The organism is Desulfonatronum thiodismutans, assembly GCF_000717475.1.
In the GTDB taxonomy this organism is placed as follows: domain Bacteria; phylum Desulfobacterota; class Desulfovibrionia; order Desulfovibrionales; family Desulfonatronaceae; genus Desulfonatronum; species Desulfonatronum thiodismutans.
This window is the reverse complement of record NZ_JPIK01000004.1, coordinates 526,239-539,580: the sequence shown is the minus strand read 5'-3', so window position 1 is coordinate 539,580 and position 13,342 is coordinate 526,239. Positions and strand designations below refer to the sequence as shown.

The following is a 13,342-nucleotide window of genomic DNA, read 5'->3' as shown; positions in this document are numbered from 1 at the left end:
CTGGGCAACAACCGTTGCCCAGCCGAAGTGTGTTTCGTGGTCGGTTATTCCACCTGGTCCTTCCAGTCCATGGTCGTGAACCAGTAGGTATAGCGATCCTGGATCCAACCTTCGCCGGTGACCTGGAGGATCCAACTGTTCACGTAGTTGAGCAGGTCCGGATCGCCCTTGCGCATGGCGATGCCGATGGGCTCGTTGGTCAGGTTGCCTTCAACGGGCAGGAACAACCGGTCCGGGTTCTTGATGGCCTCCTGAGAGGGCAGGGGGGCGTTGCCGATCAGGGCGTGGGCCCGGCCCATGAGCAGTTCCTGGACGGCCTGGGGCTCCTTGTCGAAGTATTTGCGCTGGGCCTTGGGAAAGAGGTTTTCCGCGGCTCTTTGGGCCGTGGTTCCGGTGCGGGCAACGATGGTCACTTCCGGCTTGTTGAAGTCCTCCAGCGCGGTGAAGCCCGCGGCCTTTTCCTTGTGGGCCACGAGGGCCTGGCCGGTGAAGTAGTAGGGCATGCTGAAGTAGACCTGCTGGGCCCGATCCGCCCGGATGCTCATTCCGCCGATGAGCAGGTCGAACTTCCCCGTGAGCAGGGCCGGGATGATCCCCCGCCACGCCGTGGGCACGAGTTCGACGCGCACGCCCAGATCCTCGGCAAAACGCTTGGCCACGTCGATCTCGAAGCCGATGAATTCTCCGGTCTTGTCCTGCATGGCCCAGGGCACGAAGGTATCGAAGCCCACCCGCAACGCCCCGCGCTCCATGATTCCGGTCAGGGTGCTTTCCCTGGTGATCTGTTGGCTGATGTTCTGGGCCTGGGCCAGGGCGGCGATCAGCAGGATCAAGCCGGCCGCCAGGGCCACCAGGGCCGCCTGAGTAGTAAAGGCGAGTTTGCGTGTTTTTGTGTTCATAATTGCTCCTTCGCGTTAGGGGTTGACTCCGCTGGGCCGGGAACCGGTCCGCACAGAATTTGGCCGAGAAAGTCGCGGGTGCGCTCTTGTCTCGGGTTGCTGAAAAAGTCGTCGCTGGAGGCTTGCTCCAGGAGTCGCCCGTCCTCCATGAAGATCACCCGATCCCCGGCTTCCCGGGCAAAGCCCATTTCATGGGTGACCACGACCATGGTCATGCCGTCCCGGGCCAGGCTCTTCATCACCTCCAGGACTTCGCCGATGGTTTCCGGGTCCAGGGCGCTGGTGGCCTCGTCAAAGAGCATCACTTTGGGGTGCATGGCCAGAGCCCGGGCAATGGCCACGCGCTGTTGCTGACCGCCGGAAAGCTGGGCCGGATAGGCCCGGGCCTTGTCCGTCAGGCCGACCCGGGCGAGCAGGGCCATGGTGGCTTCCCCGGCCTCCTTCCGGGTTTTGCCCCGAACCTGCTCCTGGGCCAGGTTGATGTTTTGGAGCACGGTCATGTGCGGAAACAGGTTGAAGGATTGAAAGACCATGCCCACCTCGGTTCGGATGGTCAGCCGGTTTCGGGGATCGTCGTCCAGGGGCACGCCGTCGATGACGATTTCTCCGGAATCGATCTCCTCCAGCCCGTTCAGGCAGCGCAGCAGGGTGGACTTGCCCGAGCCGGACGGCCCGATGATCACCACCACCTCCTTTTGCCGTACGGACAGTGAAACATGATCCAGGGCGCGCAACCCTCCAGGATATGTCTTGACGATGTCCCGGACGGAGATGATCTCCGGGCCGAGGCGCGTGTTTTTCCGTATCGTTTCCTGTTGGTCGGCGTTTGCGGTCATGCGGCTGCTCTGGGATTTGTGGTTCATGGTTCATGGTTCATGGTTCATGGTTCATGGTTCAATGATTGTGTTTGCGGACGGTTTCAGTTTTTTTCACCCCTTCACCCCTTCACCCCTTCACCCCTTCACCCCTTCCCCTCACTCCGCCGTGCGCATCCGTTTGCCCAACTCCGCCACGAGCATGGACAGGGGGAAAGTGACGGCTAGGTAGATGGCCGCAACGGTGAACCAGACCTCGAAGACCATGAAGGTATCCGAGGAAACGATGTTGCCTTGCTGGGTCAGCTCATAGATGGCGATGGTGCTGGCCAGGGAGGAGTCCTTGATCAGGGTCACGCCTACCCCGGTCAGGGGGGGGAGGATGCGTCGGACGGCCTGGGGGACGATCACCTTGCGATACGTGTCCCACTTGGAGAGCCCCAAGCTATGAGCGGCCTCCCACTGGCCCTTGTGGATGGAAACAATTCCGGCCCGGAAGATTTCCGAGGCATAGGCCCCTTCGAACAGGGACAGGGCCAGGACGGCGGAGCCGAAGGCGTCCAGGCCGAAGACCGGGCCGATGACGTAGTAGATGAAGAAAATCTGGGTAAGCAGAGGGGTGTTGCGGATGAATTCCACGTAGCCCTTGGCCACGAGCCGGGCCGTGAACGAGTCGGAAAGCCGGAAGATCGCCGCGGTCAGTCCGAAGATCATGGCCAGGATCAGGCTCAGCCCGGAAATTTTGAAGGTCACTATCAGCCCTCGCAGCAGGGGCCCGAGCATCCAGCCGTCCTCTGTGATCTGGATCAGGTAGCGGGGCATGCGGTACCACTTCCAGTGGTAGCCCATGCCCTGTTCGCCGCTGGCGATGAACCAGGCTATCGCGCCCAGGAACAGGCCGTAGAGCAGGAAGTCCCGGTAGTGGGCGGCCAGAAATCCAGGTAGTTTGGCGGCCTTGGCTTGGACGGTCACGGCGCGACCTCGGTGAACGTGGTCGAAACGGGGAAGAATGTGCTGAGGCGTGGTGAAGAGAGGCGGCGGGGAGCGGGGGAAGCAAAGAAAAGAACGGGCGGCGAGGGTGGACGGAGCGGGGCGAAGCACGTTTCCACCGGACAACCTCCGGGGCCGAAGAACACCTTGGAAAGTCGGCGCGACCCGGAGGGCCGTCGGATTGGGTTGGAGTCGCCCAAGGCGCGGGCCTGGGCGCGGGGCTGGCGAGCGACACTATGCATGACGCTCATACCGTAGGTTTCGGAAGTGGCGTTGTCAAATACGTCTGTTCGGTTCAAGATAATCGGCGGACATAACTCCAAGATATTGGAAAAGCACCCGTACTTGCAAAAAAAAGTCGCAGCCGACCAATCTCCGTCATTGCGCCTCGGAATCGGGTAAAGGGTGGTCTTGGGAAGAAATCAGCAGCCGGATTTGTTCCCAGAGCGTTTCCCGGCCCAGGCGGGTCTTGGCGGAAAAGAAGACAGGGGCGGCTTCCGGACCCAGCAGTTCCATCCAGGCTCGCTTGGCGGCGGCGATGTCGCGCTGGGAGCATTTGTCTGCCTTGGTGAGTACGGGCAGGAGAGGCAGGCCCTGCTCCAGGGCCATGCCCGCCATTTCCTTGTCCGGGGCTTGGGGCGGCAGGCGGCTGTCCAGAACCAGGATCAGCCCCACCAGGCCCTTGTTGCTGGTTAAAAAGCGCCGCATCAAATTGCCCCAGGCGTTGCGCTCGCTTTTCGGGCGTTTGGCGTAGCCGTATCCGGGCAGGTCCACCAGGTAGTAGTGCTCCGGGTGGACCAGATAGTAATTCAGGCTGCGGGTTTTCCCTGGAACCGAGCTGGTCTTGGCCAGATTCTTGCGATTGGCCAGGCAATTCAGCAGGGAAGACTTGCCCACGTTGGAGCGTCCGGCCAGGGCTATTTGCGGAACGGTTATCCGCTCCATCTGGTCCAGTGTGTAAATGGTTTTTTCCAGGCTGACGCTGGAGGGTTGTGGCGCTTGAGGCAGTTCCGGGCTTGTCATCGGGCGATTCCTGTACCATGATGCGGGGTTGAGGTGATAAGCGACGACGGTTCGTCGTCTCCTGTCTCCCCTACCCGTGGAAGATCAACTCTGCAAGGAGAAGTCCCGTGAAACCGATTATCGTGTTGTTCCTTGGAGCCCTGCTTTGCGCCTGCGCGCCCCAGGGCGTCGACCATGGCTGGAAGTTCGCCGAAGAAGTCTCGGTCCCGTTGTACCAGGAGACGGAGGTCACGGTGGCCGTTGTTCCGGACCCGGTCATGGAATACGACGGGATGTGCGAGCAGTTGCGAACCGCGTCCCGGGAGCAAGGGGTGGAGGAACTGTTGCACAAGTATGTCACCCAGGCGACATTGCTGCGCCCATCGGAAGGAAACGGAAGCGACGGAGGGCTGAAGGGTGATCATGAAACAGAGGCCGTTGTTTCAAGTCGCGAGCCACGATGCGACCCTTGGCTGGACGGCGTTACGGGAATGGTTTTGCAGCGAACGGTCTTCTTTTCCACCCTGGTTCCGGAGCGGCGATTGGGAGGAGTGATCGACGCTCTGCAGGAAGACCAAACCATGGGGGGGATGCTTTCCAGGGCCTACGTTTCTCTCTGGGGGCCGGCCCAGGGCCAAGAGCCGATCCCGGTGCTCATCGTCCAGCGTTCCAGCGGTCTGGAGCAAGGTATGGCCCAGGTCATCGGGGCCGGACTGATCACGCAGATCACGGACACAACGAGCCAGATGCGCATTCTGGAGTCCACCCGTGAAATATTTCCGGGCGATCTGTTCTTCCAGCTTCAAGTGCGGGCCGAGGTGCTGCCCATGGAGGGCGACCTGCTGCCGCTGGGACCTGAAATGGAAGAGTAGGTGCGTATGTATCCGGCTCTTTCCAGCTATTCTCGCAACGAGGAGTCGACGGCCCGTTCCCTGTTCTTTTCAGCTAGGCGCATTGCCCGGCGAACCTTGGCCTCTTCGGAGCGGTGAATCTCATCCGGCGTGGTGGGGTGGTAGGGGCGGGCCGGGGTGGGGCGGCCTTTTTTGTCCAGGGCCACGAAAGTCAGATAGGCCGAGGCGGTGTGCCGGATTTCTCCGGTCAGGAGGTTTTCCGCCTCCACCCGAACCCCAACTTCGATGGACGTCCGGCCCACCAGGTTGACGCTGGCCTTGAGCATGAGCAAATCGCCGACATAGGCCGGATGGTGAAAGTCCAGTCGGTCGATGGACGCGGTCACGGCGTTGCCCCGGACGTGCCGGATGGCCACGATGCCCGCGGCGGTGTCGATATGCTTCATGATGATTCCGCCGTGGATGCTGCCGTACGGGTTCGCGTCCTGAGGCAGCATCTGTACGGCCATGGTCAGGGACGTGTCTGAAGTGCAGGTGGTTTGCATGGTGGCTCCGTGTCGCCGATGTGAGTTCGAGATGGATTTTTCCAGTTGCCTTAAAACGTATCAACAAAAGGTTTTGTCGCGTGTACCACCCAATTATTGATCCCGTGGCCTTCGCCCTTGGACCGTTGGAGGTCCGATGGTACGGCCTGATGTATCTGATCGGATTTCTGGCGGCCTGGCTGCTGGGGCATCTGCGGGCCAAGCGGCCGGGGTCCGGCTGGAACCCCCAGGAACTGCCGGACCTGATCACCTACTGCGCCTTGGGGCTTCTTCTGGGTGCTCGGCTAGGGTACGTGCTGTTCTACGACTTCGCAACATTCATCGACCATCCCCTGGAAATCCTGAAGATATGGAAGGGCGGGATGTCCTTTCACGGCGGTCTGTTGGGCGTGATGCTGGCCATCTGGCTCTACGCCCTGCGCAGCCGACGGAGTTTTTTCCAGGTGGCCGATTTCGTGGCCCCGCTGGCACCCATCGGGATCTGCGCCGGGAGGATCGGCAACTTCATCAATGGCGAACTCTGGGGCCGGGCCACGGATGCGCCGTGGGGCATGATTTTCGCCGACTCCACCGCCGGATTCATTCCCCGGCATCCCTCCCAGTTGTACCAGGCCTTTCTGGAAGGCCTCGTCCTGTTCGTCCTGCTCTGGTCCTTCTCGGCCAAACCCCGCCCGACCATGGCCGTTTCCGGCTTGTTCGCCCTGCTCTACGGCGTGTTCCGCTTCAGCGTGGAATTCTTCCGCGAACCGGACGCCCACCTCGGCTTCGTCGCTTTTGACTGGATGAGCATGGGACAGGTGCTTTCCCTGCCTATGATTGCGCTGGGGGTGGTGTTGCTTTGGCTGGCGCATCGGAAGCGAGAAAATGAGGCTCGTCCGATCCGTTGAGCTCGTGGCGATGGTTTTTTGCGGGATGGAAAAATATCTGTTCGTTCAGGGGGGCGATGTCGACAATGGGAAATGGCCCCGCAACGCCCCGAAGGATGCGATATGGAAGGCTTCATCTGGGGCCTGACGAGGAAACGATCAAGCTTTGAAGGATGAAGAGAGGTGGAGTGTGTTGGAAGGTGTTGAACGATCCCGGCAACGGCTGTCCAGGGAGACTAACGCGGAAAAGAAGGCGCTGTTGGGGCAATATTTGACGCCGGCTCGAACCGCCAAGTTCATGGCTGGCATGTTTACGCCCACCGGGAGGGACCATTGTCGCCTGCTGGATGCGGGGGCCGGGATCGGGACACTCTCCGTCGCCTTTATTGAACAATGGCTCCTTGCGAATCCCTTTTTTCGCCATGTTGACGTGGATGCGTTCGAGGTCGACACGGCGTTGCATTCCGCATTGTCCCGAAATCTGAATGCTTTCAAAGAAAAAGGAGCCGTTCGGGCAACGATTTATGGAGACGACTTTATTTCCGTCGCCGCCGATACGTTGCGCGGAGGTTTTTTTTCCAGGAAGCTTCCCGAGTACAGCCATGCCATTCTCAACCCTCCGTACAAAAAAATCCGAAACCTTTCACCCCACAGTACGGCATTGCGGCGAGTAGGTATTCAGACCGTAAACATGTACACGGCCTTCGTGGCTTTGGCCCTCTCGCTGCTCAGCCCTTACGGACAGCTCGTGGCCATCATCCCTCGCAGTTTTTGCAGCGGAACCTATTATCGTCCGTTTCGGAAATTTCTGCTCGCCAAGGCCGCAATCCGGCGTTTGCACCTGTTCGTCTCCCGGTCGAAAGCCTTCAAAGACGACGACGTCCTTCAAGAGAACGTGATCATCATGCTGGAGCGGCATGGAATTCAACGGGAGATACTCATTTCGACGTCAACGGACGACAGTTTGGCGGATTTAACGGAATATGCGCATCCCTTCGAACGGATTGTTTTTCCCGATGACCCCGAGTGCTTTATTCATATCCCTACGTCCACCAAACAAGGAATCATCGAACAATCTCCAGAGATCAAGCATGCGCTGGCCGATATTGGCGTCAGCGTGTCCACGGGGCCGGTGGTTGATTTTCGGTTGAGGGAATATTTGCGCGATGCTCCTGAGCCGGGAAGCGCCCCTTTGCTTTACCCCTGTCACCTTGCTGATCACCGTGTGGACTGGCCTCAACCGAACGGACGAAAGCCGAATGCTATTCTCCATACTTCCGCCACGGAAAAGTGGCTTTATCCCAACGGTTATTATTGCATCGTGCGGCGTTTTTCCTCCAAGGAAGAACGCCGCAGAGTCGTTGCCGGCGTTGTCGAGCCGAAGGACTTTCCGGGCTCGCGGTTGTTGGGTTTTGAAAATCATCTGAATGTTTTTCACTCGGAGCGGAAAGGATTGACCAGAGAAATAGCCCACGGTCTCTGTGCCTTTTTGAATACCACGGCTTTCGACGAGTCTTTCAGGCGCTTTAGTGGTCATACTCAGGTGAACGTCACGGATCTGCGTTTGATGAAGTATCCTCAGCGAGAGGCGCTTGAGGCACTTGGGAAGTGGGTTCTTCAAAATGGAACACCCACTCAAGAAGAGTTGGACGCAAAACTGTCGAGGATCGGAGCATGACAGCCGTTCACAAGCGTGTAGCTGAAGCATTGCAGGTGCTTGTGGACTTGGGAATGCCGCGTGCTCAGCAAAATGAACGTTCCGCGCTTTGTCTGCTGGCCTTGCTGAACCTCGGCCCGCGTAAGAAGTGGGCCAATGCTGAAGAACCGTTTATGGGCATTACGCCTATAATGGACTGGATCCGGAGACACTACAAGAAGGACTATGCGCCCAATACGCGGGAAACCGTGCGCCGTCAGACCATGCACCAGTTTGTCGCAGCGGGGATAGCGGCCTATAATCCCGATAAGCCGGATCGGCCCGTGAACAGTCCGAAAGCGGTATATCAGATCACCCGGTCGACTTTGGAACTATTACGAAATTTTGGCTCAACAAACTGGTCGGACTTATTGGTGAATTATCTTTCTCAACGGGAGACCCTGACCGCCAAGTATGCCAGAGAGCGGCTGCAACGTCGCATTCCAGTGAAAATCGAGCATGGGAAAACGATTTCATTGAGCCCGGGAGAGCACAGTGAACTGATTCGGGCTGTCATCGAAGAGTTCGCTCCTAGGTTCGCGCCGGGGTGCGTTCTTGTTTATGCCGGAGATACTGAGGAGAAATGGGGGTATTTTGACCCCGAATTGCTGGCCCGCCTCGGTATCGAGATTGATGCGCACGGCAAGATGCCAGACGTCGTCCTTTTGGACGTCGAGCGCAATTGGTTGCTGCTGGTCGAGTCGGTGACCAGTCATGGGCCTGTGGACGGAAAACGACATGCGGAGTTGGCCCGCCTCTTTGCCGACGCGTCGGCTGGGCTGGTTTTTGTGACAGCGTTTCCCAGTCGCCAGGTCATGGCGCGCTACCTTGTGGAAATCGCATGGGAAACCGAGGTTTGGGTCGCGGAAGCCCCATCACACTTGATCCATTTCAACGGAGAACGCTATTTGGGCCCTCATGGGCCATCCGGGCAAAACGAGTAAGGGTGCAAGACGCACCCTTAACTCGTTTTGCCCGGATGGCGGTTTTTGGATTCTCTTGGACGTGCCGTTTACAAGAAGGGCGTGTCAGGTCCGATATTTCGCGTTGATCCGGATATATTCCTCGGTCAGGTCCGAGGCCTGGAGGGTGTAGCGGCCCTGGCCGTGGCCCAGGGTAATGTCCAGGTGCACGTCCTGACGGCAAAGGGCCGCGGCCAGGAGGTTGTCCCAGTCCATGGGCACCGGGACGCCCTGATGGAAGATGGTGTGTCCGGCCAGGGCCACGCTGACGTGGTCGGGGTCGAACTCGGCGCCGCTACGGCCCAGGGCGGCCACGATCCGGCCCCAGTTGGGGTCCTGGCCGTACATCGCGGTTTTGACCAGCGGAGAATGGCCAACGGCCCGGGCGGCCAGGTCGGCCTGGCGAGTGCTTTTGGCCCCGTTGACCCGGATGTGGATCACCTTGGTTCCGCCTTCGGCGTCCTGGACGATCAGGCCAGCCAGTTCCGCGCACACTTCAGCCAGGGCCTTGGCCAGCGCGGTCAGTTCCTTCTTTTCCCGCACCTCCCCGGCCCGTCCGTTGGCCAGGGCCAGGACGCAGTCGTTGGTGCTGGTGTCGCCGTCCACGGTGATCCGGTTGAAGCTGCGGTCCACGGCCGTGGACACGGTTTCCCGCCACCAGTCTTGATCCACTCCCGCGTCGCAGATGATGAAGCCGAGCATGGTGGCCATGTTCGGGCAGATCATGCCCGCGCCCTTGGCCATGCCCAGAACCCGGACTTCTCCAGTCTCCAAGGATAGAGAGCGCCAAGCCATTTTAGGGTATTTGTCCGTGGTCATGATCGCCCGGGCCGCGTCCAAGGCCGTGGTCCGTCCCAGGCTTTCGCCCAGGGCCGGCAGGGCCTGCTTCCAACGTTCCAGCTTGATCCGGTCGCCGATCACCCCCGTGGATGCGGGGAGGATTTCCTCCGGTGACAGGCCGAGGGCCTCGGCGGTCATGGCCAGGGTATCGTGACAGTCCACCAGCCCTTGTTCCCCGGTGCAGGCGTTGGCCTGTCCGGCGTTGACCGCGACTGCCCGGACCGGACGGTTTGCGTGGCCCGAGCGCCCCGACGGATCGGAGGCCAGCATCTCCTTGATCACCAACACCGGCGCGGCCTGGAACAGGTTGCGGGTCAGCGTGGCGGCCCAGACGCAGGGAGCGTCGCTGTGGATTACTGCCAAGTCGTTGCGCTGGGAATATTTGAAACCGGCTGCGGCCACGGCGAAGTCAAATCCTTGGGGGACGAGAATCATGCGGGTTCTCCTGATGGCGGGGTTGAAGTGGATGGATCGGGGGCGGTCGTCGGTGAACGGTCCGGCGATATCTGGTCCGCTTGCGACTGGGCTGGTCCGTTCAAAGGCAGGCGGACGGTGAATCGCGCTCCTTGGCCCGGGGCGGACCAGGCCGTGATTTCACCGCCGTGGTCCTGGACCAGTTTGTAGCTCACGGCCAGCCCCAGGCCGGTACCTTTGGCCTTGGTGCTGAAGAAGGGATGGAAGAGTTTTTTCATGACCTCTTCCGGGATGCCTCGACCGGTGTCCTTGATTTCGATCCGGACGAAATCGGCGTCCCGGACCGTGCTGATGGACAGTTCGCCGCCTTCGGGCATGGCTTCCAGGGCGTTTTTGGTCAGGTTGATCAGGACCTGTTTGATCTGGTCGGGATCCAGTATGCAGACCGGCAGCTTCGGGTCCAAGACCAGCCGGGAGACCACGACCTGGGATTCGGCTTGCTCCTGGAACAGGTCGGCCACCTGCCGAACCAGTTCGTTGAGCTCGGTTTCAACCAAGGAAGGACGGGGCGGGCGGGTGAAGTCGCGTACCTCCACGAGCAGATGCTCCAGCCGTTTAGCCTCTCCGGCGATGATCTCCAGCTTTTCGGCGCGCGGATCGTCTTCGGACAGGGTGCGTCGAACCTGTTGGGCGAATCCGCCCATGAGCAGTAAGGGATTTTTGATTTCATGGGAGAGGTGGGCCGCGGCTTCGCCAATGGCGGCGAAGCGTTCCGAAAGCATCAGTTTTTCCTGGGTTTGCAGCAGCTGGTCCATGCTTTGGCGGACCTTGTCCCGTTCCCGGCGCAAATCCGCTTCCGAGCATCGGAGGTGCTCGGTTTTGGCGTCCACTTCCCGTTTCAAGGTTTCGGACCAGCGCAGGGCGATGAACAGGAACGCGGCGGCGGCAAAGAACACGGCCAGTAAAAACAGTCCGACCATCAACCACTGCCGCGCCACCACCGGCTGCATCAAACCATAGACCTCGGTGTCCGGAGCGGCCAGTCCAACGGACCAGAAGCGGCGCTCCCCGTCGGGCCCGGGGGGCAGGACCACGGGGCTGAAGGCCAGGAGCTTGCGCATTTCCCCGCTCACATCCCAGTGCCAGCCCGAAATATACCAGTCCGTGCCTTCCTCGCCGCGCAGCAGACGGGTTCGTACCAACTGGTTGATTCGTTCGTAGGAAATGTCCGGGTTTCGAGCTTGGCGGATCGTATAGGAGCTTTGGCCGCGAAAGTCGCTTTCCACATGGAACAGGAAGTCGCCCTGGTGGTCGATGACCCAGGCGTATCCGGTCTTTCCGGAGCGGACGCCCGCGGCGTATCGCGCGGCCACGGCCTGGAGATCCAAAAGAAAAAACAAGACATCCGGGCGTTCGGGCCTCGAAGGAAGGAGCAGGGGGGCCGTGAAGCGTCCGGCAAATGGACCGGAGGCGAGGGCGAGGGGAGCGCCGAGCACGGCCTGGTTCGGATCCCGGCCGGTGGAAAGCCGGGCCATGTCCCGGCTGATGCTGTCAGACAATTCCGAGGCCGGAACGTCTTCTCGGGGTGAGAAAAGCATGTTTCCAGCTTCAAGGGCGCCTTTGTCCGGGGTCGCCAGCCCGATTCCCAAAACTCCCCATTCCTCGAAAAAGGAGAGGTAGTGGTCCAGTCCGGCTTGATCCAGGGCCGGGCGACGCTCCGCGAGAAGCCGAAGGCCCTGTTCCAGAAGCTGGAAGTTTGTCTGAATGTCCTTGGCGATCTGTCGGGTCAGGCCGAGTTGCTGTTCGTTGAACTGGCTGGAGACGAGCTTTTCCAACTCCGTGTCCGCCCGCAGGGCCAACCCGAAAACAGCCAGAATAATGGCGATGCAGGAAATGGCGAGGCCGATCAGGAAGCGTTTGCGCATGGGAGGTCGGGGAAGGTTGGCGGGGCGGGGCCGTTCCGATCCATCGGCTGATTACGCCCTTGCTCTTGGGAATTCAAGGCGTTTGGGCCGCCGAATCAGACTTCCAACTCGTACTTTTTCAACAACGCGTAGAAATGGGAGCGCGATAACTCGGAAATTTCGAGCATTCGGGGGATGTCGCCGCCGGTTTTACGGATTAGGGTTTCCAGATAGCGGCGTTCGCTGGCGGCCTTGAACGCCTTGAGGGACGGCAAATCGCCTTCAAGGGGGGCGCTTTCCTGGAAATCCGGCTCGTCGTCACCGACCTCGGGTTTGCCGGCCGCCAGTCTCGCCCGGGTGACCTTGATCCGCAGATCCTTGGGCAGATGCATGGCGTAGAGGAATTTTTCCGCTCCCGAGGCCACGAAGGCTCGTTCCATGACGTTGCCCAATTCCCGGACATTGCCCGGCCAGTCGTAATCGGCCAGGGCGGCGAAAAAGTCCGAACCGAATACCTTGGTTTTGATGCCGGAAGCGATGCACTGCCGCTGGATGAAGTGGGTAGCCAGGGATTTTATGTCCTCGAGGCGCTGGCGCAAAGAGGGCAGTTGCAGCTTGATGGTTTTGACGCGAAAATAGAGATCCTGGCGAAACCTGCCGGATTCGATCAGTTCGTCCAGATTCTGGTTGGTAGCGGCGATCAGCCGGAAGTCGCTCTCCTGTTCCCGGTTCTCTCCCAATGGACGAAACCGGCGTTCCTGAAGCACCCGGAGCAGGGATTTCTGCATGGCCAGCGGCAGTTCTCCCAACTCGTCCAGGAACAGAACCCCGGTATGAGCTTGTCGGACCAGGCCTTCCCGGTCCGCCAGCGCACCGGTGAACGCGCCCTTACGGTGCCCGAACAGGGTGCTTTCCAACAGCGTGTCGGTCATGGCCGCGCAGTCCACGACCACGAAGGGGCAGGACGACCGGCGGCTGTTGGCGTGGATGATCCGAGCCGCCAGTTCCTTGCCCACACCGGTTTCTCCGGTGATCAGCACGTTGGCGTCGGAAACCGCGGCCTGGGCGATGACCTCGAAGCATTCCCGCATGGCCTGGCTGGAACCGATCATCCCGCTGAGATCCAAGGTTCGCGGTGCGGCCCGGTCGCGTTGTTCCTTATACTTCAAGGCCCGGTTGATGCTCAGGTTAATGTCCTTGATGGACGCCGGCTTGACCAGGTAGTCCCATACACCACCCTCGATAGCCAGTTCCGCTCCTTCGGGGTCCCCCTTGCCGGTGAGGATGATCACCTCTGGAGGGTTGGGCTGGGCCTTCAGTTCCGGGAGCAGGGACAGACCGCTGCCGTCGGGCAGGTTTACGTCCAGAAGCAACAGGTCGAAAGATTCGGATCGCAGTGCGCGGCGTGCGGCGTCCAGGCTGGCGGCCTGGCTCGAGGGGATTTGTTGTCGGCGCAGCAGGCTGGCCATAGTGGCGCGGATTTCAGGGTCGTCGTCCACGATCAGGATTCTCGGCACGGGAGAACGCCTCCAAAAGGGATGAAGTAGGTTGACGCGGC

Annotated in this window: 13 protein-coding genes; 4 read left to right on the top strand and 9 right to left on the bottom strand. The window is 60.3% G+C overall.

What is annotated here, in order from left to right; genetic code table 11:
• Positions 1 to 44: 44 nt before the first annotated feature.
• From GY33_RS0103115 to yihA, 5 genes are all read right to left on the bottom strand, one after another.
• Complete coding sequence (locus tag GY33_RS0103115) at positions 45 to 899, bottom strand: transporter substrate-binding domain-containing protein (protein WP_051822238.1); 855 nt, start codon at positions 897 to 899, stop codon at positions 45 to 47.
• Positions 896 to 1,735: an amino acid ABC transporter ATP-binding protein gene (locus GY33_RS0103110; RefSeq protein ID WP_051822249.1), complete on the bottom strand. Its 840-nt coding sequence runs from the start codon at positions 1,733 to 1,735 to the stop codon at positions 896 to 898. Before GY33_RS0103110 ends, GY33_RS0103115 begins: the two co-directional genes overlap by 4 nt.
• A 138-nt stretch (positions 1,736 to 1,873) precedes the next feature.
• A complete protein-coding gene (locus GY33_RS0103105; protein WP_235185442.1) occupies positions 1,874 to 2,686 on the bottom strand; it encodes an amino acid ABC transporter permease in 813 nt (270 codons plus the stop codon).
• On the bottom strand, positions 2,683 to 2,946 hold the full coding sequence (locus tag GY33_RS20840; RefSeq protein ID WP_152555044.1) for a hypothetical protein: 264 nt from the start codon (positions 2,944 to 2,946) through the stop codon (positions 2,683 to 2,685). The genes GY33_RS0103105 and GY33_RS20840 overlap by 4 nt, the downstream gene beginning before the upstream one ends.
• Positions 2,947 to 3,082: 136 nt before the next feature.
• Complete coding sequence (gene yihA, locus GY33_RS0103100; protein ID WP_051822237.1) at positions 3,083 to 3,727, bottom strand: ribosome biogenesis GTP-binding protein YihA/YsxC; 645 nt, start codon at positions 3,725 to 3,727, stop codon at positions 3,083 to 3,085.
• Positions 3,728 to 3,834: 107 nt separating this feature from the next.
• Between yihA and GY33_RS0103095 the strand changes: the two genes are divergently transcribed.
• Positions 3,835 to 4,578 (top strand): hypothetical protein, encoded by a 744-nt coding sequence (locus GY33_RS0103095; RefSeq protein ID WP_031385930.1) that lies wholly within the window; start codon positions 3,835 to 3,837, stop codon positions 4,576 to 4,578.
• Between the two features lie 26 nt (positions 4,579 to 4,604).
• Here GY33_RS0103095 and GY33_RS0103090 read toward each other — a convergent pair whose 3' ends face one another.
• Positions 4,605 to 5,102, bottom strand: a complete 498-nt coding sequence (locus tag GY33_RS0103090) for an acyl-CoA thioesterase (protein ID WP_031385929.1) — start codon at positions 5,100 to 5,102, stop codon at positions 4,605 to 4,607.
• A gap of 80 nt (positions 5,103 to 5,182) precedes the next feature.
• On the opposite strand from GY33_RS0103090, the gene lgt reads away from it, so the two are divergent.
• The 3 genes from lgt to GY33_RS0103070 all read left to right on the top strand — a co-directional run bounded on the left by lgt (position 5,183) and on the right by GY33_RS0103070 (position 8,608).
• Positions 5,183 to 5,989 (top strand): prolipoprotein diacylglyceryl transferase, encoded by an 807-nt coding sequence (gene lgt, locus GY33_RS0103085; RefSeq protein WP_031385928.1) that lies wholly within the window; start codon positions 5,183 to 5,185, stop codon positions 5,987 to 5,989.
• Positions 5,990 to 6,134: 145 nt separating this feature from the next.
• Positions 6,135 to 7,646 (top strand): Eco57I restriction-modification methylase domain-containing protein, encoded by a 1,512-nt coding sequence (locus tag GY33_RS0103075; RefSeq protein ID WP_200874823.1) that lies wholly within the window; start codon positions 6,135 to 6,137, stop codon positions 7,644 to 7,646.
• Positions 7,643 to 8,608 carry a BsuBI/PstI family type II restriction endonuclease gene (locus GY33_RS0103070; RefSeq protein ID WP_031385926.1) on the top strand — a complete coding sequence of 322 codons (966 nt, stop codon included), beginning with the start codon at positions 7,643 to 7,645 and terminating at the stop codon, positions 8,606 to 8,608. Before GY33_RS0103075 ends, GY33_RS0103070 begins: the two co-directional genes overlap by 4 nt.
• Positions 8,609 to 8,692: 84 nt before the next feature.
• Here the strand turns inward: GY33_RS0103070 and argJ are convergent, their stop codons facing one another.
• The 3 genes from argJ to GY33_RS0103055 all read right to left on the bottom strand — a co-directional run bounded on the left by argJ (position 8,693) and on the right by GY33_RS0103055 (position 13,301).
• Positions 8,693 to 9,901 (bottom strand): bifunctional glutamate N-acetyltransferase/amino-acid acetyltransferase ArgJ, encoded by a 1,209-nt coding sequence (gene argJ, locus GY33_RS0103065; protein ID WP_031385925.1) that lies wholly within the window; start codon positions 9,899 to 9,901, stop codon positions 8,693 to 8,695.
• On the bottom strand, positions 9,898 to 11,805 hold the full coding sequence (locus GY33_RS0103060) for a sensor histidine kinase (protein ID WP_051822236.1): 1,908 nt from the start codon (positions 11,803 to 11,805) through the stop codon (positions 9,898 to 9,900). Before GY33_RS0103060 ends, argJ begins: the two co-directional genes overlap by 4 nt.
• Before the next feature lie 95 nt (positions 11,806 to 11,900).
• Positions 11,901 to 13,301, bottom strand: a complete 1,401-nt coding sequence (locus GY33_RS0103055; protein WP_031385923.1) for a sigma-54-dependent transcriptional regulator — start codon at positions 13,299 to 13,301, stop codon at positions 11,901 to 11,903.
• Positions 13,302 to 13,342 lie beyond the last annotated feature (41 nt).